The organism is Okeania sp. SIO2C9 (assembly GCF_010672455.1).
Taxonomy (GTDB): Bacteria; Cyanobacteriota; Cyanobacteriia; order Cyanobacteriales; family Microcoleaceae; genus Okeania.
The window spans coordinates 1-24,784 of sequence record NZ_JAAHGO010000033.1; the positions used below are offsets into that span (position 1 = coordinate 1).

Below are 24,784 nucleotides of genomic sequence, written 5' to 3' on the forward strand. Positions count from 1 at the left end.
CCGTTAATGCCTGTGGATGAGTAACCGCCGACGGCCTCACAAGAAGCAGGTAGGGACGTTGCATGCAACGTCCGTACACATCAATTTGTCACGTTATGTGACGCTTTGTATCAGTTTTATGAAGCAGTAATAGCAAGTCTACATCACTACCTCTAAACCCTAAAGATTAAAAATTAAATAAAGTTCAGAAAATTATTTAACAACTAATATTATAGGGAACTGAGGCAATTCAACTTGTATAGGTAAATTCAATTATCAGTTAGCCTCCTTTGGAGGAACTGCGTTAACAGTTCCTTCTGCAATAGGGAGGCGAGAAGATACAGAATTTTCTTTCTCTTAGTGATTGGATATGGCTAGGTTTCCTCGCCATCCCACCTTACGGGAAGCTGCGCTAAGGACCACTTTTTATTCCCTAAAAAGGGTAAGCTTGAGACCTGATTTTTTTTGTCATAAAATCTTCATTCTTGACATCCTCCCGACGCTGCACTTGCGTGACAGCGCGGGATTCCTAACCATCGCGCTATTAGGCTTTTCTGCTTCAATGCACCAGCCTCCAAGGTCGAGCCTCTTTTCGGTCTAAAAGCGCGCTCCACAGACTGACACTGCTAGCCCAGCAGCCAATTTTTAAGTCTAACACACTATTGAAAAAACCGCAAAATTGATTGGTTTTTCCTGCGGAATGCGCTCGCATTCATGCCCTAGCTCCCCTTCGGGAGAGCGCGGGTCTTCAACCAACGTTGAGATAAACATCTAAGAATAGAAATACATTGCTAATAGCTAACTAATAATTTTAATTTGCATGATATTTCGGCGTTGCTGAATGGTAATGATTTTTAAATTAAGTATCAACGCAAAACATAAGTTTTTCAATTTTACCTTCAGCTACTTACCATTACATTTAAGCAACGCCAAAGAGTAAACTTTCTGCTATACCTGATTTTGCAACACGTTTACAACCTACATTCCGCACAACAAAATGTAGTATAAAAAAAAGGAGACAGGAGACAGTTATAGTGGTCAATAAGAGTAAGTAATTGAGTATTTATACTTAATATTTTCCTGAGAATCTGACTGCTGAGAAAGGTCAAATGTAGGAGCTATATAGTATAAATACTTACCAAGTTACGGATTTTTCTACTACTTTTAATGTTACAAATTGAAGCGCGGAATGTGAGTTACAAGCAAACCTCAAAAATAAAATTTTTTCTTTAATGCCGTTGACAAATTCTTATTTAAGAATTATTCTGATTTACAGCAGTAAAAGCTGATACAGATTGAATTGCTAAGTTACTAAATCATTCTGAGGTTAAGTTATGGTTATTGAGCGTGTTCCTGATGTAGTATTCAAAACCCGTGTCCGTGATGAATCTGTTGAAGGACCTAACCCTTATCGTTGGCAAGACAAAACTACCCAAGAAATTTTTGGTGGCAAGCGTGTAGTATTATTTGCATTACCTGGAGCCTTTACACCAACTTGCTCATCTACTCACTTACCTCGCTATGAAGAACTATACGATGAATTCAAAGGACAAGGAATAGACGAAATTATTTGTCTATCAGTAAACGATGCCTTCGTAATGTTCCAATGGGGTAAACAGCAAAATGCCAAAAATGTATTCCTATTACCAGATGGCAATGGAGAATTTTCTCGTAAAATGGGAATGTTAGTAGATAAGTCCAATATTGGTTTTGGTATGCGCTCCTGGCGCTATGCAATGGTTGTCAATGACTGTAAAATCGAAAAGATATTCGTTGAAGAAGGTTTTAGTGACAACTATGGTGACGATCCATTTGAGACATCTGACGCAGATACAGTATTAGCTTATCTAAAAGGTACAGAAGCACCAGCAGAAAAACCAGCTCGATTAGAGTTTGTTGGTTAGTTTAGCTCCCTACAACGAAGCTGAAACTTACAAGAATAATACTATATGTAGCAATTAAATGTGATTTTTGAATTGTAGTGCCTAAAGTTTAACCTTAATAATAAATAATAAATTTTTTGCACTACAAGAATATTTTTACATTACACTGCTATATATAGTGTTAACCTATCTTATTCAGTAACGAGCGCCAAAATATATTCGGCAACTACGATTTTTTTTACTTCAGTGGATCAATAATTATGAAATTTTTCTCTATTTAAACTAAAAAAATAGAAAAAATTAGATTTTCAACCGATACATTATAGTTGTTATATCTATATTGATTAGAATAGTATTTTCATACTCTCAAGAATGGTTGTTGAAACTAGACAAAAAAGAATAGGTATTTTTGATAGTGGCATAGGAGGTCTAACTGTTCTGAGAGAGTTATATAGACAGTTACCTAGTGAATCTATTCTTTACTTTGGAGATACAGCAAGATTACCCTATGGCACAAGAACGAGCAAAGAAATTGTGCAGTTTGTAGATGAAATTATAGAGTGGCTAATCAAAAGTGGAGTGAAAATGGTGTTGATGGCCTGTAATACCAGTTCAGCTCTTGCTTTAGAAGAAATTAAATCTAAATTTGATATTCCGGTCTTAGGATTAATTTTACCAGGGGCTAATGCTGCAGTAGAATTAGGAACAAGAATAGGTGTAATTGCTACCCCTGCAACTGCTGCTAGTAATGCCTATCGTAGTGCTATTCTAGAGGCAAATGCTTCTGCTAAAGTGTGGCAAGTAGGCTGTCCCTATTTCGTACCTTTAATAGAGCAAAATCAGCTACATAACCCTTATACATATCAGATAGCAGAAGAATATTTGATGCCATTAATACAGCAAAAAATTGACACATTGGTTTATGGTTGTACTCACTATCCCTATTTAGAACCAATATTGCGTTCTTTTCTACCTAGAAATGTTAATTTTGTAGACCCTGCTGTATCTCTAGTGAAAGTAGCTGCTAAAAAGCTAGAAATTATGAATTTGCAAAATTATGAGAAAGCAAAACCAACAAAATTCGTAGTTAGCGGTTCTCCTCAAAAATTTGCTGAATTATCATTACAATGGCTTGGTTATAAACCAATTGTACAATCAGTTTCTTTCTCTACGGTTTTAGACAAACCTATTTCTATGGCATAGAATTTATGTTGGGGATATAAACAGAAAATTAAATGCTTAATAGAATCAGGACTTACGCAAAATACTCTTTTATACGCTAGTTTTGGTGTAAGGTGCGTTGCAACACAGGCTACAGGTAGATTTGCTCCTTCATTAATGGATAATTGATAATTACCTCTCCCTTTTAGGGAGAGGATTGACAAAGAAGGAAAAAATTTATTCTCTTGGTCGATTGGATATGGCGAGGAAACCTAGGCATCCCTCGACCGCTTTTTCCCCTTGAAAGGGGAGGCGGAATTAGCCGAATTGTTTAATTATTTAATTATTTAATTATTAATTATTCGGTAAGTCCGGTAAGTCCTAAGAATAAGGATTCGCGAAAAGTTTTATAGAGTTTTTGTGATTCAATAAAAGTGCCGATCTAGTTTGATAACTTCTCGTAAACTTTATAGATAGATTATGGCAGTCTTATATCCGAATTGTGAAATATTTTAGGGTTATAGACAATAGGAAACAGTAGAATTTTTATTAATGTTTTAGATCTATAGCAGTCGCCAAAGTGATTATGGCATAAAAGGGAAACATAGGGTTGGCGGAGCAAGTGCGGCAGCTATATCCCCTCTATGAGATGGTCTAATAATTTTATACTTTTCTCTGTGCTAACCGCTGTGACAGTTGCTATACTGTTGAATAATTATAAACTTACTTAAAACTGATATCAAATTTATCTAGAAAAATGTCTGAGAGAAAATTTTAGCTTTTTATAGAAATACAATCCTATGATGAGTTAAAAATTATTTCTAACTTATACCAATTTTATGTAAGGCTGCACAGAATTATGAAATTTATTAACTTGTCTGTCTCGATCTATAGTCACCTCTAATTAAAATATTATTCTACGCAACTTTAATATTAATTTGGCATTACCACACTTGCACAAATGTAAAATATTTTATTAGTTATTTGGTAGCAGAAGCAAGAATAAAAAATCTTGCGTTGTCTGAGTTTTAAGCTTTTTATCCTTCCTGACTTTTATTCGACTACTATAATATTTAGTACTCAAATTAATCTTAATAGCAGATAATTGATAGTATATATATAACTATAGTATTATCTGCTGTTTTTTATTTTTTTTATTAATGCAAATTAGTTCTTGAGTTAGCAATACCTTGTTGCCAAGATTTATTTCTTGTGATTTTTGTACCTCTTTGGGCTAATGTTAATAGTAAATATACAGTAAATACATAACCAGTTGCTAGAATGGGAATAATTACAGGAATGTGATTGTAGTTCATGGTTTTATTAGATGGTGAGGAGTATTTAGATGTAAGTATTTCCTAGCTTAAAAGCTAAGGAACTCAAAGACTAACTGAGTATTCTTTACTTAGTAATTAATGGAAATCAATACTAAGAAAAATAATCATCCTTTAATTGATTTTTAGAGCAAAAGAAATTTATAGACAAAGTCTTGAACTCTTTGTATTCATAAGGTTGTAGCATTAAATAGTAATGCAAAGTAGCAGATATTTTGATTTTTCAGTTCACATATTTGAACTTTTTTTTTAGTTACCTTCTGCTGAAGTAATCTCTAAATTTATATCCTAGATGTACTTTTAGAGAAGAGGTTATTCAGATTTTAAATTGTTGATAATTACTGAGTACGATTGGTAAGCTGGAATACTATCAATTTATCGCAATTATATTACTTAATTAAATCATCGATCTATCTGAAATTTTAGCCTGGAGCTATGTTTTAGTAACTAATAACACATAGATTTTTAGAAGGTTAAGTTAACTCAATTTCTGCACTTCAGTCATTGGTAAATAGATCTCAGACAAACTATGCAGCTATTAAGTTATCTTCATTATCATTAATTAGTTAGATAGAGTACCTGATAGCTTAATTTATATAACCTACATAGTAAAAACTTTCAGGTTAATTTGGATCAAATATGATGATGACTAAATTATATGTATTCCAGCTCAGAAGTTTTTGACTATTCTCTTCACCAATAGGTAACTTTTAACTATTGAGAAATTTTTGGTCTATTTGCTTTTTTAATTCAAAATGTAACTATTATCTCTTTTTACTCTAAATAGTTATAGTAGATTGAGTCAACCTTGTAATGGTGAAAAATTATTCTCTACTATTCCTAGCCAATCTTGATAATTAGGTAAATTGAGAGATAAATCTATAATAAGTCTAGTTCCTTACAGGATTACCTAGCATTAACCTATTATAGTTAACAACTTTGAATACTTAAATTATTACAGTTCTTACTATTAAACTAACACAGTTAATACTATTTGTATATAGTATTTTGAGAGTTACTTAACAATTAGATACAATCTACTGTATAAACCGGCTTTAATTATCAAAAAGCAAAAAATAATTTCTAAAATTTCAACTTTACCTATATGAAGGATGGTTGACTTAGAATAAGAATATAATATGTAAAATTTTGTTAACTTGTAGCTTTATTGGCTAATCCATGACCACTTCAACTCTCCTATTTTCACCAGTAGAAGCAGACCTAAAACTGCTAACAGATAACTTAAAACAATTGGTAGGTGCTCGTCACCCAATCCTGTACGCAGCAGCAGAACATCTATTCCGCGTACAGGGAAAGCGAGTGAGACCAGCTATCGTCTTTTTAATTTCACGGACTACCATGCCAAATCAGGAAATTAGTCCTAAACATCGTCGTTTAGCAGAAATCACAGAAATGATCCACACTGCTAGCTTAGTTCACGACGATGTAGTAGACGAATCAGAAATTCGCCGAGGTGTCCCCACTGTTCATAGTTTATTTACCAATCGTGTTGCGGTACTGGCCGGAGATTTTCTCTTTGCTCAATCATCTTGGTATTTGGCCAATTTAGATAATCTAGAGGTAGTTAAACTACTTTCAGAAGTAATTATGGATCTTGCGGAAGGAGAAATTCAGCAAGGACTACATAAATTTGATACTGATTTATCCATAGATGCTTACTTAGAGAAGAGCTACTATAAAACAGCTTCTCTAATTGCTAATAGCTCTAAAGCTGCGGCTACTCTTAGTGGTGTTTCACCAGAACTAGCTCAGGATATGTACTACTATGGCCGATATGTAGGTTTGGCATTTCAGATAGTAGATGACATACTAGATTTTACCAGTGTAACAGAATCTCTAGGAAAACCTGCTTGTTCAGATCTGAAAAGTGGCCACTTGACAGCACCTACATTATATGCATTAGCAGAAAAGCCAACTTTAGAAAAACTAATCGAAAGAGAATTAGCCCAAGATGGTGATTTAGAAGAGGCAATCCAATTAATTAAAGATAGTCATGGTATTGAAAAATCTCAGGAATTAGCTACTAAATACGCGAAAATGGGTGTAGAACATTTAAAATCCTTGCCAGATTGTGATTCTCGTCAAGCTCTGATTAATCTTACTGACTATGTTTTAAGTCGGCTGTATTAACTTTTAGTATTTTTCAATAAGTTAGTAAGAGTTAATTAATACTAGCAGTGGGATTAAACTTAACAAAGGCAATTAATTGATGTATACCTATTTATCTTTAATAAAAGCAATATAATCTGTCTTCAGATGAGTTTAACTTTGTTATACCAAATTCGATTTTCTCTATTTACTTGAGGTAATTGAACTATTAATTAATATCAAATCAACTTTGAGAAGTTCTCAACATCTTAAGCAATATCTGGAGGAATTTTGCTAGAGTGAGAATTAGAGGATGCCTGATACTGTTGGAGATATATGTTTATCAGCTTTTGGACATCCTCTCTCTTGACTTCTGTAGCCGTTGTCAAATTACCAGGTTTTTCAAAAAATACAAGGCTATCTAAAGGTTCAATTGCGATCATTTGGAAAAGTATATAAACAACTGGCACAGGTTTAGCAACGACATTATCCTCTACAATAGAAGATGAAGCATCTTTTTGAGTAGGAAAAGCATAAATAACACGTTTTTCTAATTCAGATTTATTACGATGACCAAGAGTAGTCAAAACCCAATTTTGCGTGTCAGTTTGCAAAATATAATACTCTAAATGTTGTAATTGTTGAGCTAAAAGTTTCAAGGCAGGTGTAACTGCTTCAACAACTTCTGCTGTATTGCCATTTTGAGGTGAATTTTTAATGAGTGTTTGGATTTGTTGATCTAAGTCCATAATTTATTATTTAGTCTTTTCAGAAATTGTATGAAATCAGGGTGTATGTGTAATGAATAGAAAAAAATTATTAGTAGTTAATTTATTAATACAATGATGGTGGAAATCTGCCAAGTTAGCGAAGAAAATTTAAAGCTCTTGCTAGATGAATTTCAGCAATCTACTCGTGCATCAAAGCAAAATTGCCAATCAGTAGCAGAGCGTATTAAACAAGAAGTAGAAAGAATTTGCATAGAAAGCAAAAGAATTCAAGCTTCGGGGGAAATAAGTAAATGGGCAAAGAACCTAGCTCAACATCGTCTGAGACAATGCCTACATTACTACAAGCTTGGTTCTAGAGAAGGAAGAATACATTTACATAGTAGTCTAAGTGCGATTGTTTATAGGTATATCACTCCTCCTCAAATACAATCAAGTTATCAGGCAAGACTAAATCTGATCGAAGATTTTTTACAACAATTTTATCTGGAGGCTTTGAATGCCTTTCGGCGAGAAACCGAGCTGCCAATAATCTACACTCCCCATACATTATTAGAACTCGCAGAGTACATGGCCTTTACAGAGCGTTATGGCAAAAGACGCATACCTTTGTCTGGTGGCCGTAGTCAACAATTAATCATTCTGCGTGCTCAAACATTTTCCCATCAACAACCAAAGGAAACATCTGTAGATCTTGACCAAGCAGCGGAGGGAACAACTACTGACTCAGATAAGACATGGAATGATGGATCTATCCAACAAGTGCGAGAAGCAATGGCCGCACAACAGGATACAGGTGATGATATAGGTTCTCTGCGCCAGGTGGTCATAGAAGAACTTATGGCCTATCTGGAGGAACGTGGGCAGCAAGACTGTGCAGACTACTTTGCACTGCGTTTACAAGACTTATCAACTGGGGAAATAGAGTCTATCTTAGGTCTTACTCCCAGACAAAGGGATTATTTACAGCAGCGCTTTAAGTACCATTTGCTCAAATTTGCTATGGGACATAGGTGGGAATTAGTTCATCAATGGTTAGAAGCAGACTTAGAGCATAATTTAGGCTTAACCCCCACAGAATGGACAGCTTTGCATGAGCAAATTGACGCAGAACAAAAAAGTTTGCTAGATTTGAAGCATCAAGGTCTTTCTGACGAAGCGATTGCCAAGACTTTAGGTCGTAAAATCAACCAGGTTAAGAAGAAGTGGCATAAGTTACTCGAACTTGCCTGGGAATTACGAAATCATTCAAATTCCGGAGCGAGTGCGTCAACTGATGAATAACGAAACGAATAAACAGGTGGAAACTTTCGAGGATAATTTCTTTGACTGGTTATTAAGGCCAAATTTTAAAGAAGTATCAAACGTAGGGAAAAATCAAAAACCTATTAAGAATGGAAAAAAAGAACTCAGGGTGGAAGGGTTAGAGTGGGAAGAATTAGACCCACTTGATTCTGAAGAAATTGACTACCCCTACGGACACGAAAGTCAGCCACTTACATCCGGAGAAGTATCAACCGTGTATAATCGTTTCGAGACTGTATTACAAAAACAACTGAGAACCAAGATTGAATCTAAACCCCCACGATTTCCTTGGGAAAATAATCTGGTAAATTACGATGCTGAATATCCAGATGTAGAGGTAAATAACTGGTTTTCCCCTATTAATTTGTGGGCATCACAGATGAAAAATATTAAGTGGGGCAAGTTAAATATACCCTTAACGGAGACTGTCTTTGCTCAACTTTTACAATCTTGTCAGGATTTAGTACCATCTGATTTACTCCCCGGCAGTAAATTGGTTAGAGCAGTGGATAGTTTGTTCCCAAACCAATCTCAATCTTTAAATGACCTAGCTGGTTTAGTGCTTGTAGGTGGAACCCGCGATGGAGAATTGATTTCCAATTATATTACTGCTTATAACACTGCAACTCAAAAACAACAGATGTTGTTGTCTTTGCTCGCTGCCCAAGAAATTATCTCATCTTTAAGTTTGACTTGTCATTTAAATCAGTCGGTAACAAAAAGAGAATGGCAAACTGCTCTAGGGTGTCTGACTATCGAAGCTGAATATTATATTCCTGAAGATCGTTCTTCTGCGTGTTTGAGGATTAAAGGTCAACTACCTGAAGCAGCAAGTTTCCAACTTCAAGGAAGAGAAGTTCAAGCGACTACTCAACGTTCAGATCCAGGTACTCTATGTGTAGAGTTATTTGACCCACAACCAGAGCAAACATATCAGCTAATTATTAAATTCCTCAACTGGGAGCAATCTTTAAAATTTGTTGTTCGCCTTCAAGAATTAAGAATTTAGAATTAAGAATTTAGAATTGCTTCTTCTTATAAATAAATAAGAGGATTAATGTCACTTTTAACTTTTGAATTCTAAATTTTCTTGTAAGTCATCACTTTTGACTTTTGACTTCTAAACGTGCCTATGCTTTCAAAGTTTTACGATTTTTATGACCGAAAAATTGTGGTTTAAAGCCTCCCCTTTTAAAGAGATAATAAAGAAAAAATTTCCCTGTTCGTCAATCCTATCCTTTGAAAAAAGAGGCAATTATTAATTATTAGTTATTAATTATTAATTATTGAAAAGCATCTACCAAAATTTATGTCTAATTTTTCTGGTTGGAAAGTGCGAAACCTTCCTATATTAGGACCTCTTTGGCGACAGATAGAAGCAGCACCTAAACCTGTTCCTGAAGATTCTATTCTATTGCGAGTTATGGTACAGGCGTTAGTTATAGTAGGCATTATTGCGGTTGATGTAGCTGCCGGGGTAGCAACAGATGAACTTCCTTTAACTGTTTGGGCCGCTCCACTAAGTATTATAGGGGCAATTTGGAGTTGGTATAACCGCTACAAACGAAACATACCAGCTAAATTTTGTTTGGCGATTGGAATGTTATTGGCGTTAGCTGCTTTTTTGGGTAGGTTAGTGACTGAGTTGAGCGATACGCGACTGGTATTGGCGGAATTATTGATTCAACTTCAGGTATTACATAGCTTTGACTTGCCCAGACGGAAAGATTTGGGTTATTCCATGACTATTGGGCTAATTTTGTTAGGAGTCGCAGGTACTATCAGTCAAACTTTATCTTATGGCCCGGTGTTGTTGTTATTTATCGCGATCGCTATTCCTTGCTTGATTTTAGATTATAGGTCTAGGTTAGGTTTACAATCGAGAATTTTAGGCAAAACATCAGAAGTTAAGAAAAAGCAGAAGAAAATATCTTTATTCAATGCTACTTTATCTCCCAAGCGATTAACAATATTATTATTAGTAATTATTGGATTAGGTCTAGGAATTTTTGCTCTTTTACCTAGATTACCTGGTTATCAAGTACGAACTTTTCCTGTTAGTGCCCCAATTAATTTTGATGTAGAAAATTTTGATGGACGGACAATTACAAACCCTGGTTATATTAGTCAAGGTAGAGGGGATGGAGATGATTCTGGTGGAGGAAGTGGAACTAATCAAGAATCAGGTCCAGGAACTTTAGATAATACTTATTATTATGGATTTAATACTAAAATAAACCAAAATTTGCGCGGACAATTAGTTCCTCAAGTTGTTATGCGGGTTAGGTCGCAAGCTGAAGGTTTTTGGCGAGTTTTGGCTTTTGATAAGTATACAGGTGAAGGTTGGGAAATTTCTCGGAATGAGAATGCGTTGACTTTGGATCGTCCTCGTTGGTCTTACCAATTTGATGTTAATTGGCCGAGGAATAGGTATGAAAATGAAACTAGGGAAGTAATTCAAAGCTACACAATTGTTTCTCAGTTACCAAATTTAATTCCAGCTTTATATCAAGCAAGTGAAGTATATTTTCCTACTGAAAAAATTGCTATAGATCCTGATGGTAATTTGCGTTCTCCTCTTGAACTTAGGGAAGGTTTAACTTATACAGTAATTTCTGATGTTCCTTATCGAGACCGTACTGTTTTAAATCAAGCAGGTACAAATTACCCAGAAAGTATCAGCAAGTATTATTTACAAATTCCTCCAGAAATAGCAGAAAAAGTCAGACAAAAAGCAGAGGAGATATTAGCAAACAAAAATAAAGTTGCTCAAGAGAGTCAACCGATTACTTCGTCTTATGAAAAAGCACTTTATTTAGCCCAATATCTGAAACAAAATCCTAATTATAAACTTCAAAAAGAACCTCCATTTTTTGCTGAAGATGAAGATTTAGTATCAGCATTTTTATTCGGTTATCAAAATAGCCCTGAAGGGGAGAAAATTATCGGTGGTTATGGCGACCACTTTTCTACTGTCTTGACGATAATGTTACGTTCTATTGGAATTCCGGCAAGATTAGTAGCGGGTTATTCTCCAGGAGAATTTAATCCTTTTACTGGTTTATATGTGGTTAAAAATACAGATGCTTATATGATGACGGAGGTATATTTTCCTGGGTATGGATGGTTTGCTTTTAATCCTATTCCGGGAATGCCTTTAACTCCTCCTTCTATTGAAAAGAATCAAACTTTTAGTGCATTAATGACTTTTTGGAAGTGGGTAGCTGGTTGGTTGCCTTCTCCTGTAACTGGTTTTTTAGAGAGATTTATTGGTGGAATATTCCGTTGGGTATTGGGAATTATTAGTTGGTTTTTTGCTCTGTTTTCTCAAGGTTGGCAAGGGATATTTACTGGTTTGATTTTAGCTACTTCTTTGGCTTTCTTGGGATGGTTATTGTATATATTTTGGCGAGGATGGCGTTACGGTCGATGGTTAGCTAAGTTATCTCCAGTGGAGAGTATATATCAACAAATGTTGAGTTTGATGGCAAGTAAGGGATTAGTTAAACATCGTTTTCAGACACCTTTTGAATATACTAAAGCTATTCAGGAATATCATTCTATAAATGAAGTAGAAATAATTGAAGAAATATCTCAAGCTTATGTGGGATGGCGTTATGGTAGTAAGGAAGTTAATTTAACTAGATTAAAAAATTTACTCCGAAGTTTAAAGCGAAGTATTAGACGTAGGTTAAATTAAGGCAATCACAAGAAGATGATTTAATACGAAAAAACTACGCTTGCTCATATATATAGGAAAGAATGAGCTGGTTAGGAATTATGTTGATGATGAAGCAAATAAGGGAAAATTTTTTCCTACAGGTGAGCTGTTCCCTAATATTACTTTAGGGAAAGAACTTAGGGATTTTTTCGACAAAAACACTATATATGCCATAGTGCTATAGTTTTTATCTACTATATGTAGTTCCTTACCGTAAGTCCTGATGGAGTAGGGGAAGGAATGAACTGGTTAAGACTGATGCTGGCGATCGAGTAGCTCAGGGAAAATTTTTTCCTACAGGTGAGCTGTTCCCTAATATTACTTTAGGCAAAGGACTTAGGGATTTTTTCAACAAAAACACTATATATGCCATAGTGCTATAGTTTTTATCTACTATATGTAGTTCCTTACCGTAAGTCCTGATGGAGTAGGGGAAGGAATGAACTGGTTAAGACTGATGCTGGCGATCGAGTAGCTCAGGGAAAATTTTTTCCTACAGATGAGCTGTTCCCTAATATTACTTTAGGGAAAGGACTTAGGGATTTTTTCAACAAAAACACTATATATGCCATGGTGCTATAGTTTTTATCTACTATATGTAGTTCCTTACCGTAAGTCCTGATGGAGTAGGGGAAGGAATGAGTTGGTTAAGACTATGCTGATGATCAACCAAATCAGGTAAAATGTTTTTGCTATAGATGAGCTGTTCCCTAATATTACTTGATTTTAGGGACAAGACTTAGAGAATTTTTTGACAAAAACACTATATATGCCATAGTGCTATAGTTTTTATCTACTATAGAACCCATTTGAGATCTATATAATTATGGTAGCCAAGTCTTTTCGCGCATCAATGAGTGAGGAAAAATCTGAAAAGGAGTGTTGAATTTTTTGTATTATTTCTCCCCACATCTTCCCTCTTCCCTCCTGTCTCCAGTATAGCTGTCTCCTGTCTCCTAGCTAAAAAAATTTAATATTTATGAAGATACGCTTAGGGGTTCTATATGTAGTTCCTTGCCGAATAATTAAAGTTTAAAGCCTCTCCTTTAAAGCAGAAAAAAGCGGTCGATCTTCGGAGCTTCCCGTAGGGTGGGATGGCGCAATTCGGAGCGGCTCTGTCAAGAGCTGGTCTCCTCGCTGGCCGACCATCGACCAAGAGAAGAAAAAATTTTCACGCTCCGGGTCAATACTCTTCTTTTCAAGGAGAGGTAATTATTAATTATTGATTATTAATTATTAATTGTTGAACGTAAGTTCTGATGGAGTAGGAAGTAAAAAAGAAGAAAAACAACTGTAGCTCATATTCTCCCTGCTCTCCTAATATCCCATGTCTAGGAATAAGGAAGAGGGAAAAGGTAGGAAGGCTTAAGAGCAAGAGAAAAACTTAAATTTCCTGTATATATTCACCCTTAGCTTGACACAAACGCGCCACAACGGACATGATATCATACTAATTTTGATCGCAATTTTATTCCAGATATTATTATTTTATTCAACTTCTTTGTTTGCAGAAATAATTAATTATTTTTACCAAATTTACGGTTTTGTTTTTAGCTTTTTCCTAAATTATAATTAACGATAATTTAGAGTTGACATAGGTTAACAGACTGTTGTTTTTAGAACTAGGCGCTCGCCATTGTTAGGTTCAAGTAAGATCGAGCTTTAGGATGCTGCAACCGCAATCTTTGTGAGAAATCCGCGTCAATTGTTTTTGGTATTATGCCAGGTGGGATAAACGCGATAAATGTTTGCTAAAAATAATATAAATTTTTGATGATAATTTATCCATTTTTATCAAAACTTATTTATCTAATTGAGCAATAAAATATATCATGATTATTGATTTTTTTCTTAGTTATTCTAACTCATATAAAAATCACGAACTTTGTACCTCACGCTTCTTGGGAATTGCTATATCTAAAATTTGTAATATTATCTTTTCTGTAGCGGGTTTAATACCATTTTGAAATACGAATCTCCCCATCTCCTTATCAATTTTTCTCTAGTGATAATAAATTGACCCTGGGGGATAGGGGAGGGGGGATGCCTTCTGCCTTCTTCAATGTATCGACCCTATTATTTTCTTTCATTGACATTATTGATTTGATAAATGCCTAATTCTGTACCACATATTTTACAGAATTTGGCATCTATATCGTGGGTAGAAAAACCACAACCACTGCATAATTTTTCTCTTTTTTTAGCTGTTTTTATAAGGTGTTTAATAAAATCTCCCAGTTGAGAAGGAATTAAACTAATACCTGTTAAGATCATTAAAACAGTTAATAAACGACCACTTTCTGAGGTGGGAATTACGTCACCAAATCCAACAGTTGTCATTGTGACAACCGAAAAATATACAGCATCTAAAAAAGTATTAAATGATTCAGGATTTACGCGGTGTTCTACTTGATAAATCAAGCCAGAAAAAATAAAAATAATTGTAAATAAAGTAAATAATATTCTCGCCAAAATCACTCCATCTTCTGTGCTAATCCGAAAAATATAAATTTTGAATTTGAGAAATCTAATTAGCCTGAGAATTCGGAACCATCTGATAAGTCTAATAAAACTCAGCTCTAAAAATTCTGGAAAAATAGGTAAAATTGCTAGTAAATCAACAATAGAAAAAAAGCTGAAAACAAACTTTATTTTTTTTTCTGCACACCAAAATCTCAGTATATATTCAACTGCAAAACATACTAAAATAGCATCATCTATTAATTCTAGGTTGATAAAAAGTTGTTCTGGAATTGGATAAGTCTCGGCAACAAAGATAGCTGAATAAAATAAAATCAAAAATAGCAGAATAAAATTAATAGCTTTACCGATAGGAGTTTCAATATCTTCTAAATACAATGCTATAGTTTTTTTGTTAGTTTCAGTAACATAATTTCTAATCTTCTGCTTTAGAGCAGTCATTTCAGTTATCAGTTATCAGTACCTCCGACTAAAGCTGGAGGCTTGAAATACTAAACTGAATATTTATCCCCTTAAAAGGGGAGGCTTTGGACCTCATTTTTTGGTAACTATCAAGCTAAATTGTTATTATAATGGTAAGCATTCCGCAGGAAATGCTTACTTATAATGTTTTACAATGAGCGTGCCAATGTCTCTACAAGTTACAGGACTTTTGAGGAAGCGTGAGGTACAGTTATAAGACTATTTATTCCTATATTCCCTGTTACCTAGAACAATAAAACTTTGTACCTCATCCACTAGAAAACTGCTGTAATTATGTCTGACTTAGAATCAAATTTATCTGCTCTAGCAGCCAAGGTTTCACAATTGGAAAAACAACAAATTACTCTCAAAAAATATGTTGTTAAACTGAAACATATTTTAGACGAGCAAATAGAAAATTTCAATCATCGACCAGAAGCACAATACATCGAAAATTTACAGGAAAATTTTGTTGCTTTAACTCTACGTTTAGATGAATTATTAGCTTGAAATAATCCCATAAAATCGACTACGGAAACTCAAGATAAATCTCCGGACAATAGGCAAAAAACTGAAGAAGATCAAAATAAATTAGTGTTTGACTGTACTGATAGTCGTGGTGTATTAATCGAAGGATTAGAAACAGTTCAAGAACGATTAATTATTGTTTTTCCTTGGTTAAATTGTAATAGTATTGATGAACATTTACTGAAGAAATTAAAAGATTGTTTAAACCGCAATTGTCAGATAGATATTGGTTGGGGATATTTAGATGATCGCTCGAATATTGGCAAAGGTTGGAAATATAATGCTTTGGGATATTTACAAGAATTGGAAGAAAGTTATCCTGGTGTATTTCGCTTGAAGTTGTTAGGAACTCACGAAAATTTTCTGGTGTGTGATGAGAAGTTTGCTTTTGTGGGGAGTCATAATTTTTTAGCTTCTGGCAATCAAAGTTTGGAAAGAGAAGTGGGAGTTTTGACGAGTTATTCAGAAATTATTCAGGGATTAATTAACCGTTTTGATAATGCTGAAGTTTTGGAGGAAGCATAAATTAATCGTAGATTTGCAGCAAGTGTGAAAAGTTTGGATGAGGTGGAATATTTGCCTGGAGTTATTGATGAAAGTGAAATGGAGTTTAGAGATTTTTCGATGGTGGTAGATGAGGATGAGGATGAGGAAGAAGGAGTGGAATATTTGCCTGGAGTTGTTGATGAGAATGAAATGGAGTTTAGAGATTTTTCGATGATGGTAGATGAGGATGAGGAGGAGGAAAAAGAGGAAGAAGAAAGTCTAGAACCTGTGGTTAGTGCTGAGGCATTTTTGCGTAGATATAGTGAAGGAGAAAGAGATTTTACTGGGATTAATTTGTCTGGTGTTGATTTGAGTGGAAAGTCTTTTAATAATTCAAAATTAAATTTGAGTAATGCTAATTTTAATGGTGTAAATTTGAGTGGTGCAGATTTAAGAGATTTTAACTTTACAGGAGCAACACTTAAAAGTGCTAACCTCTCTGAGATTAAGTTGTATTCAGCCAATTTAAGTCACACTAAGTTTATTAATACGAATTTGAATAAAGCGCAAATCAATTCTGTGAAACTAGAAAAGGCAAAGTTCAGAAATGTGAATCTCAGTGAAGCTAATTTAGAGTCTGCAAATTTTACTGAAGCTAACTTAAGGGGAGTTAATTTAAGTAATTCTCAACTTTCAAATAATGTAAACTTCAGTAATGCAAATCTCACAAAAGCGAATTTGAGTAGATTAAATTTGAGAAATGCGAATTTTACTAATGCAGATTTGAGTCAAGCTAATTTGAGTAAAGTGAATTTATTAAATGCAAAATTTGAAAGAGCAAACCTGCAAATGGTTAAAATGAATCAAGCACTTTGTAGCGAAGCAACTGTTTTTCCAAAAAGTTTTAATTACACTAAATTAGGTGTTTATTTGATTGCTCCTGGTGCTTCATTATCAGAAGTAAATCTCGCTGGTAGTGACTTGAGTAATGTACACTTAAGAGGAGCAAACTTAGAAGGATAAAATTTGAATTCAACTAATCTAAATAACTCCGATTTAAGTGATGCAAATTTAAGTAATGCTCAGTTAATGAAAGCAAATTTAGTTAATACAAAATTTGTTGAGGCAAATCTTAAGAAAGCTAATTTGAGTGAAGCATCTATAAAAGGTGCAGAACTAAAATTAGCAGACTTTAATCAAACAAACTTTGCTCATGCTAGCTTACATGATGTTAATTTAACAGCAGCAGACCTTAGTCAAACAAATTTTGCTCATGCGAGTTTACATAACGTTAATTTAACAGCAGCAAATCTTAGTCAAGCTGACCTGAAAAATGTGCGTAATTTTAGTGCAATTAACCTTAATGGTGCTAACTTAACTAGGGAAAATTTAGTAGGTTTATATTTAAATTACAATCAAAAACTTAGAGGTGTTAATTTAAGCAAGGCAAAACTTTGTGGCACAGATTTAAGTAAAAGTAACTTGAGCAACGCCAACTTAACTTTAGCAGACTTGCGTGGGGCAAATTTAAGTAGTATTAACCTAGAAAATGCAAACCTAAAAGAAGCAAATATAACTGGTACAAACTTTGGTGAAGGCAATAATAAAGCTAACTTGAAAGGTGCAACAATGCCAGACGGTTCAACTCACGAATAATTATAGATAGTAGGTTGGGTTGACGTAATGGAAACCCAACTAAAAAATTTGATAGACCTCCATAGTAATGTTATATCAAATCCGGTAGCATCAGTGTAATTAGATAAAGAGGGTGTGGAGTTTGGAGAGATGGGAAGATAAAGTAAAGATGTAGCAATGGCGCGAGGATGGAAAATTTTTTTATACCGAACCCGAGCGGACTTGATATTAGAAATATTTATAGATAGATAGAACTTACATATTTTTCCAACAAAAACACTATATATACCATAGTGCTATAGTTTTTTTCTACTATATGTAGTGCTTTTGCTTAATTCCTGATAGAAGTATTATAGACAGAACTTATGCATTTTTCCAACAAAAATACTACATATACCATAGTGCTATAGTTTTTTTATACTATATATAGCGTCTTTGCTTAAGTCCTGATAGAAATACTACAGCAGTCGCCATTATTATTAGGACATTCTCGCTCCTCTCAAATTGACAAATTTATTTCGTACTGCAAGTTTAACTTTAGACTTCAGATAGATGAGAATGCTCAACTTAAGGGAGCAAGATCCTCCCACTCTCATGCTCCATAACCAAAATAATTACAATACACTACTACCAAAAATGTATCTATATACTTTTTTCTCTTCTCCTGACTCCTGACCAAAAAGTAAGGTAAATAGCTTCCCCTTTTAAGGGGATGAAAAAGCGGTCGTTTGCGGAGCATTCCGTAGGATGGGATGGCTCCGAAACCTGCGCCATATCCAATCGACCAAGAGAAAATAAACTTCAGTATTTTCGTAGCCTCCCTATTCCATGAGGTACTGATAACTGATAACTAATAACTGATAACTGAAATGACCTCTGACTTCATAACAACCCTCCTCGCTGAATTCTCTGCTGTTGTATAGTCTCCTTCTTAGCAAAAGCAGCATCTAGTTGATCCAATAACTTCCCAATCTTTTCCTTTGCCTCCTTGCTAGTCTGAGGTTGCCTGTTTAACCACGACGTTGCCCTTCTTCGCCCCTTTTGACTTGCCACAATTAAAGCACCCCAAGCAATAGCATTAGTTTCAGCTTGATTTACCCTTAAAGCAGCATCAACTCGGTTGCGCAGACGACCAGTATCATTTTGCAGTAATTTACCAATCTCATAAGTGCTGCTCAAATTATTTTCAAACACACTTAGACTTTCTTGCCAACGACCATCAATTAAACCAGCCAAAACTTTTTGACTTGGACTTGCCCAAGAAGCGATCGCCTGAGCTTCTGTAATTTTGGCATGAAATTTAATTAAATCAAATTGAGCTTGTGCTTTTTCAGGCCATTGAGATTCATCCATTAAATTCTTTCGCAAAGGTTGAATTAAAGCAAAAGCACCAGACCATAAACCATTACGAGCTAATCTCAAGGTATCTTTATAATAGCTATCTGCAATAGGAATTTCCTCTAGAGAAATTTTCTCTAACTCAATCGGATTAAGTATAAACTTTCGTGGCTGAATCCAATAAATATCAAAATCAGGATCTAATCCCACAGTTTGCTCAACCACTAACTCTGGATCTCCTCCTCCAGTCATTTCCTGCCAAATGGGAGCTTGACCAGCAGCACTTTTCCATTCCAACATCGAACTCAAGTAATTTTTTTTGGGGTTGTAATTGACAATTTGTCCATAAGGAATAGTCTTATTATTTTGTAATCTTTGACCACTGACAGTAAACCAAACTCCAGCAGTGGGAACTTTGCCTTGAAAACGACGTACTGTTGTTACAGGTAAAGGTTGATTTGAGCCTTGAGGAGCAGAGGTAGACTCAATAGTAGATGAAATCACAAAAGATTCAGCAGGACCTTGGAGTGGTAAAGTATTAACTAATCGAAAATATGGTTTACTGCCTTCTCTTTGGTTAACAGATAAAACTGACTGATAGACTCGCAACTCTACTAATTCCCGACAAGGAGTTTCACAGGGTAAAGAAGCTCTTGAATCAATTTGCTTCATTACTGGCACTAATACATCTGAACCAGAATCTGCTGTTGTACTGGGAAGAGAAAAAGTTTCTCCGGTACTAAATCCTCCCTCTTTGATACTACCTTTAATTTGTTCAAGAGTTTGCAAAGATTTATTCCCGGATATATAAAATTGAGTCCACTGTGGTAATGATTGATTAAACCAGACTATAGCATTCGGATCGGAAATTAACTTGACACTAATCCATGCTCCCATTGCCATCAAACCAGAGCCACCAAATAATAAACTTACCCCTGCCCATTCAAGCATCCATTTTTTCCAAGGTAAGGATGTTAAAGAAAACTTTTGAGATTTAGATAATCTCCTCTTATGCCTAGATTTAGAGGCAGTAGTTATCCGGCTAATTTGTGGAGTTTTCTTAGTTCTAGGATAATCAGATTTCTGAGCTGTTTTAGCAACTGTGAGAAACTTAGCTTGATTGTCACTGGCTTTGGAGTCGTGAATCTTCTTTTTCATCATCCTAGCAATACCTGCTCATAGCGCTGACCTTGAACTTCCCAAGTATACTCCGTTTCTATGAGCGATCGCCCATTTTCTGACAAGGTTTGTCTCAACTGCCCATCCTCAAATAAGCGACTAATGGCCTCTACATACTCTGCTACTTGATTTGCTCTTAATGCTTTTAGTGGTGTATTTGCACCATCAACTGCTAGACCTTCTAAACCACGATCACTGGCCACAACAGGCGTGCCTGCTGCCATTGCTTCTAAAGTTTTATTTTTAATTCCAAAACCAGTACGCATTGGAATCACACAAACGGTCGCTTGATGTAAATATTCTGCCATGGAAGGTACGCGACCTGTAACTTTTACTCCTGGGCGAGTTGAAAGTTCCTGCACTTCTGGCACTGGTCTCGCCCCTACCAGAGCTAAAGTTGTATCAGGATAACGCTCTTGTACCTTGGGTAATATTTCCAAAGTCAGAAAGCGAACCGCATCAATATTAGGAAAATTATCCATAGCTCCCACAAAAATTAATTTATGTCCCCCTGGGTCGTTACTTCGATAGGGAAACTGAGTAAAATCTACCCCATTAGGAATAACAGAAATTTGACTATTGGGGTTAAACTCTTGCAGTTGTTTACCATCTTCCTCAGTTGTTGCGACTATACAGGAAAATTTTGAACAGTAGCGTTTTTCATAACGAAGCAGTAAGGGAAGATTCAGTCTATCTCGCAATGGTTTTTCTGCTGTACCAGTTTCTAACTGTTGCTTACAAGTACCATAAACCGAACTATGGACATTAACTAGAGTTTTGAGTTGTTGTTGCCATTGAGGGCGAATATAAATTTCATTCACACAATGTTCGCAAGTAATGGCCTCACATTTACCTGCTGCGACAAACTCATCCACCCAATTTTGCATGAGGGGCGAATATATTGAAAGAACACTTGGTGGAGTACCTTCAATCAGAAAATTACTAAAACGTCTTAGTTTTACTAATGTTCCTTTTGTTGGTTCTTGGGGGCGCGGAAATACGGCCAACTCTTCTACATAAGACCGCAATGAATCTATTTCTGAATCATTGACATCTGGAGACCGTTGTGTTAGCAAAGTAACAGAGTGTTTTTGACTCAGATATTTGAGTAGATTAAAAGTTCTAACTTGAGTACCACCCCGGCTAGGAGGATAGGGAAAAGTGGAGGAAAGCATTAGGATTTGCATACAGTTGGTAAGTTCCCCTAGATTTTTCTTTATAGACAGGTAATTTATTATATTTAATGACAGTATTATACTATTAATTTTAGTTAGGAGCCATGTAAGAATAAGTTGTACAAATTTTATCTAGGATAAACTGTGAAATATAGCTTCCATCAAAAAAACTGTTCAAGTTATTTTTACACGGCTACTTATACTCTGAATATTTTAATTTTACAAATAGATTTTATGATGGAAAAATCACAGATAGTTAAAGCATTAAAAAAACCTCATTTAGCCTTGAAAAAAGGTAAGGGTTTTTTAGTACATAATGTTGAAGATTTTATCAGGATTATTACCCAGCAACACAAACTCTCAGAAATAGTTAATCAAAAGGAAATTCGGGTATTAGGTATGAGGCGCTGCGGGAATCATGCAATTATTAACTGGATTAAAAGTCAGCAAACTGGTAAATGTCAATTCATAAATGATATCCCGAAAACAAATCCCTATTGCTATAAGTATGAAAATCTCCGAGAAAGATTTCCACAATATAAAAAGGAAATAGAGGGTTATCGTCAACAAGCTCAGGGAAATTTTGTAAAAAAAGACTGTTTGATTTACAGTTATGAAGATTATGTTGTGCAGCAGGTAACAAATGATTTGATATTTAATGTCAAACATGACTTATATTTTGGAAAAAGTGCTATTAGGTATGATGTAATTATTATTAGAGATCTTTTTAACCTTTTGGCAAGTAGATTACAGAGGCATAAAAAGTTTTTAGAAGACCCCAATCATCAAGAAAACTATTTATCTGTTTCTCGAAGAAACTATTTATTAGCAAGGTATTCCAATAAAACAATAGTTGATTTATGGATTGATTATGCCAAAGAATATTTAGGAGAAACAAATTATCTCAAGCACAACAAAGTTTGTGTAAATTATAATCAATGGTTTGCTGATGTTGAATATCGGCGAAACATTGCTGATAAACTGCAAATAGAATTTTCTGATGCAGGAATAGACCGGGTAACAAGTTTTGGTGGTGGTAGTTCATTTGAAGGAAAACAATTTAAGAGCAAAGCAACATCAATGGATGTCTTAAACCGATGGCAAAAAGTAGCCGATGACCCTAAATACAAGAAGTTTTTTAGCAAGGAAATCTCTGAATATTCAGAGCGAATATTTGGTCATATTCCTGGTACAGAATCTTTAATTAATTAAGTAATAACGTTGTTCTTATAACTCTTAGGATTATAGATATTATGGTGCAAAAATCACTGATAGTTAAAGCATTAAAAAAACCTCATTTAGCCTGGAAGAAAGGCAAGGATTTTTTAGTACATAATGTTGAAGATTTTATCAGACTTATTACCCAGCAACACAAACTTTCAGAAATAGTTAATCGAAAGGAAATTCGAGTGGCAGGTATGAAGCGCACTGGTAATCATGCCATTATTAACTGGGTTAAAAGTCAACAGAATGGTAATGTAGGATTTATTAATAATGTTGTAGCTAATCAAAACCCCTATCGGTACAAGTATGAAAATCTACGAGATAAATTTCCAAAAAATAAATGGGCAATAGAAAATAACCGTAAACAAGCTAGGGGAAATTTGATTAAAAGAGATTGTTTGATTTACAGCTATGAAGATTTTCCCTTGGAGCAGATAGCAAGTGATAAATTTGAACGTAACCACGATCTATACTTAGGAAAAAGTGCTACTAGGTACGATTTACTTATTATTAGAGATCCTTTTAATCTGTTTGCAAGTAGACTAAAGATATCTTCTAAGGCGACACATTTTTTATCAGTAAATTCTCCGAATAAAACTATGATTGATTTATGGATTGATTATGCCAAAGAATATTTAGGAGAAACAAATTATCTCAAGCACAACAAAATTTGTATAAATTATAATCAATGGTTTGCTGATGTTGAATATCGGCGAAACATTGCTGATAAACTGCAAATAGAATTTTCTGATGCAGGAATAGACCGGGTAACGAGTTTTGGTGGAGGTAGCTCGTTTGAAGGAAAACAATTTAATAACAAAGCAACATCAATGGATGTCTTAAACCGATGGCGAAAAGTAGCCGATAATCCTCAATACAAGAAGTTTTTCAATCGGGAAGTATTGGAGTATTCAGAGCGAATATTTGGTCATATTCCCGGCACAGAATCTTTAATTAATTAAGTAAAAATCAGCAAAAATTTTACCATTAGTTATCATTCAAGAGCGGGTTAATTATCTATTAAAATTATTTCATCAAATATGTAATTTATTATGACAAAAGTTAGCGTTTGTATTCCCACTTATAACCGAGCGAATTTACTGCCTTATGCAGTAAATAGTGTTTTGAATCAAACTTATGATAATTTTGAATTAATCATAACTGATGATGGTTCAAAAGATAACACTGCTGAAGTAGTTAGTCAGTGGAATGATTCCAGAATTCACTATATTCAGCATCCTCAAAATATTGGACGCAGTAAAAATATGCGTTCTGGTTTTGATGCTGCTACAGGGGATTATTTCATCAAATTTGATGATGATGATGCCTTGACTCCAGAGTTTTTAGAGAAAACTGTGGCAGTATTAGATGAGATGCAAAATGTAGATTTTGTCTGTACAAGTCATTGGGTTATTAATGAAAAAAGTGAACGGGAGGAAGTTGCCACGAAAGAGAATGCAGCTAAGTGGGGAAAGAATAAGTTGGAGCAAGGAATTATCCCTAACTTACTTAAAGAAACATTTCAATACCAAAGTTTGCAGGTGGGTTCAACTTTGTTTCGTCGTTCTTGCCTACAAGAAGTTGATTATATGCGGCCTGAAGCAGATGGATGTGAAGATTTTGATTTGCTAGTCAGATTAGCAGTAATCGGAAAAGTTGGATATTTTATTCCAGAATATCTCATGGAATATCGTTTTCATAATCGTCAAACCAGTTTAAAACAAGATATTCACTTTTTATCTGCTAAAACTTTCTGTATTAATAGTTATAAATTTGACGATCAGAAATTGGAAAAATCACGTTTATTTAAGTTAGCAGATACGAAACAGAATCTAGGAATTAGATTAATTGAAAAGGGTGAAAGTATTAAAGGGAGAGAATTATTACAAGAATCAAGCCAAATACTTGGAACTTCATTCAAGACTAAATTTGCTTTAGTATTATCTTACCTACCCCTAAATTTACGACAATTTGCTTTGCAAAGTTTTAGGAAAATTCGTCCTCAAGACTATGCCGATCGAGTTAGAAAAGCAACTACTTAAGTTGGAAATAACTA

18 protein-coding genes are annotated in these 24,784 nt (G+C 34.7%); 13 read left to right on the forward strand and 5 right to left on the reverse strand.

Annotation, left to right across the window (positions count from 1 at the left end; genetic code table 11):
- Positions 1–1,313 precede the first annotated feature (1,313 nt).
- Both F6K23_RS23015 and murI read left to right on the forward strand, forming a co-directional pair.
- The gene (locus tag F6K23_RS23015) at positions 1,314–1,883 is read left to right on the forward strand and encodes a peroxiredoxin (protein WP_293160135.1); all 570 of its coding nucleotides are present in this window, start codon (positions 1,314–1,316) and stop codon (positions 1,881–1,883) included.
- Between the two features lie 351 nt (positions 1,884–2,234).
- Entirely contained in the window at positions 2,235–3,065 is an 831-nt protein-coding gene (gene murI, locus F6K23_RS23020) for a glutamate racemase (protein ID WP_293160137.1), read from the forward strand.
- 1,115 nt (positions 3,066–4,180) lie between these two features.
- Here murI and F6K23_RS23025 read toward each other — a convergent pair.
- Complete coding sequence (locus F6K23_RS23025) at positions 4,181–4,339, reverse strand: hypothetical protein (protein WP_293160138.1); 159 nt, start codon at positions 4,337–4,339, stop codon at positions 4,181–4,183.
- A 1,197-nt stretch (positions 4,340–5,536) separates the two neighbouring features.
- Here F6K23_RS23025 and sds point away from each other — a divergent pair.
- The gene (sds, locus tag F6K23_RS23030) at positions 5,537–6,508 is read left to right on the forward strand and encodes a solanesyl diphosphate synthase (RefSeq protein WP_293160139.1); all 972 of its coding nucleotides are present in this window, start codon (positions 5,537–5,539) and stop codon (positions 6,506–6,508) included.
- 227 nt (positions 6,509–6,735) lie between these two features.
- Here sds and F6K23_RS23035 read toward each other — a convergent pair whose 3' ends face one another.
- The gene (locus F6K23_RS23035) at positions 6,736–7,215 is read right to left on the reverse strand and encodes a hypothetical protein (RefSeq protein ID WP_293160140.1); all 480 of its coding nucleotides are present in this window, start codon (positions 7,213–7,215) and stop codon (positions 6,736–6,738) included.
- Between the two features lie 96 nt (positions 7,216–7,311).
- Between F6K23_RS23035 and hetZ the strand changes: the two genes are divergently transcribed.
- The 3 genes from hetZ (at position 7,312) to F6K23_RS23050 (ending at position 12,199) form a co-directional block, all read left to right on the forward strand.
- A complete protein-coding gene (gene hetZ, locus F6K23_RS23040; RefSeq protein WP_293160244.1) occupies positions 7,312–8,478 on the forward strand; it encodes a heterocyst differentiation protein HetZ in 1,167 nt (388 codons plus the stop codon).
- Entirely contained in the window at positions 8,471–9,508 is a 1,038-nt protein-coding gene (locus tag F6K23_RS23045; protein ID WP_293160142.1) for a hypothetical protein, read from the forward strand. The genes hetZ and F6K23_RS23045 overlap by 8 nt, the downstream gene beginning before the upstream one ends.
- 300 nt (positions 9,509–9,808) lie before the next feature.
- On the forward strand, positions 9,809–12,199 hold the full coding sequence (locus F6K23_RS23050; protein ID WP_293160144.1) for a DUF3488 and DUF4129 domain-containing transglutaminase family protein: 2,391 nt from the start codon (positions 9,809–9,811) through the stop codon (positions 12,197–12,199).
- Between the two features lie 2,097 nt (positions 12,200–14,296).
- Here F6K23_RS23050 and F6K23_RS23055 read toward each other — a convergent pair.
- Positions 14,297–15,142, reverse strand: a complete 846-nt coding sequence (locus F6K23_RS23055) for an ion transporter (RefSeq protein ID WP_293160145.1) — start codon at positions 15,140–15,142, stop codon at positions 14,297–14,299.
- Positions 15,143–15,457: 315 nt separating this feature from the next.
- On the opposite strand from F6K23_RS23055, the gene F6K23_RS23060 reads away from it, so the two are divergent.
- The 4 genes from F6K23_RS23060 to F6K23_RS23075 all read left to right on the forward strand — a co-directional run bounded on the left by F6K23_RS23060 (position 15,458) and on the right by F6K23_RS23075 (position 17,833).
- Positions 15,458–15,673 (forward strand): hypothetical protein, encoded by a 216-nt coding sequence (locus tag F6K23_RS23060; RefSeq protein ID WP_293160147.1) that lies wholly within the window; start codon positions 15,458–15,460, stop codon positions 15,671–15,673.
- A gap of 84 nt (positions 15,674–15,757) precedes the next feature.
- Positions 15,758–16,216, forward strand: a complete 459-nt coding sequence (locus F6K23_RS23065) for a phospholipase D-like domain-containing protein (RefSeq protein ID WP_293160149.1) — start codon at positions 15,758–15,760, stop codon at positions 16,214–16,216.
- Positions 16,217–16,240: 24 nt separating this feature from the next.
- Complete coding sequence (locus F6K23_RS23070; RefSeq protein WP_293160151.1) at positions 16,241–17,200, forward strand: pentapeptide repeat-containing protein; 960 nt, start codon at positions 16,241–16,243, stop codon at positions 17,198–17,200.
- A 3-nt stretch (positions 17,201–17,203) separates the two neighbouring features.
- Positions 17,204–17,833 carry a pentapeptide repeat-containing protein gene (locus F6K23_RS23075; protein ID WP_293160153.1) on the forward strand — a complete coding sequence of 210 codons (630 nt, stop codon included), beginning with the start codon at positions 17,204–17,206 and terminating at the stop codon, positions 17,831–17,833.
- Positions 17,834–18,694: 861 nt separating this feature from the next.
- Here the strand turns inward: F6K23_RS23075 and F6K23_RS23080 are convergent.
- Together F6K23_RS23080 and F6K23_RS23085 are read right to left on the reverse strand one after the other, a co-directional pair.
- Positions 18,695–20,311 carry a hypothetical protein gene (locus F6K23_RS23080; RefSeq protein WP_293160155.1) on the reverse strand — a complete coding sequence of 539 codons (1,617 nt, stop codon included), beginning with the start codon at positions 20,309–20,311 and terminating at the stop codon, positions 18,695–18,697.
- Positions 20,308–21,516, reverse strand: coding sequence for a glycosyltransferase family 4 protein (locus F6K23_RS23085; RefSeq protein ID WP_293160157.1), 1,209 nt, complete (start codon positions 21,514–21,516; stop codon positions 20,308–20,310). Before F6K23_RS23085 ends, F6K23_RS23080 begins: the two co-directional genes overlap by 4 nt.
- A 222-nt stretch (positions 21,517–21,738) precedes the next feature.
- Here F6K23_RS23085 and F6K23_RS23090 point away from each other — a divergent pair, with 222 nt between their 5' ends.
- The 3 genes from F6K23_RS23090 (at position 21,739) to F6K23_RS23100 (ending at position 24,770) form a co-directional block, all read left to right on the forward strand.
- Positions 21,739–22,716 (forward strand): hypothetical protein, encoded by a 978-nt coding sequence (locus F6K23_RS23090; RefSeq protein WP_293160159.1) that lies wholly within the window; start codon positions 21,739–21,741, stop codon positions 22,714–22,716.
- Positions 22,717–22,757: 41 nt separating this feature from the next.
- Positions 22,758–23,690, forward strand: a complete 933-nt coding sequence (locus tag F6K23_RS23095; protein WP_293160161.1) for a hypothetical protein — start codon at positions 22,758–22,760, stop codon at positions 23,688–23,690.
- A gap of 90 nt (positions 23,691–23,780) precedes the next feature.
- The gene (locus tag F6K23_RS23100) at positions 23,781–24,770 is read left to right on the forward strand and encodes a glycosyltransferase family 2 protein (protein WP_293160163.1); all 990 of its coding nucleotides are present in this window, start codon (positions 23,781–23,783) and stop codon (positions 24,768–24,770) included.
- Positions 24,771–24,784 lie beyond the last annotated feature (14 nt).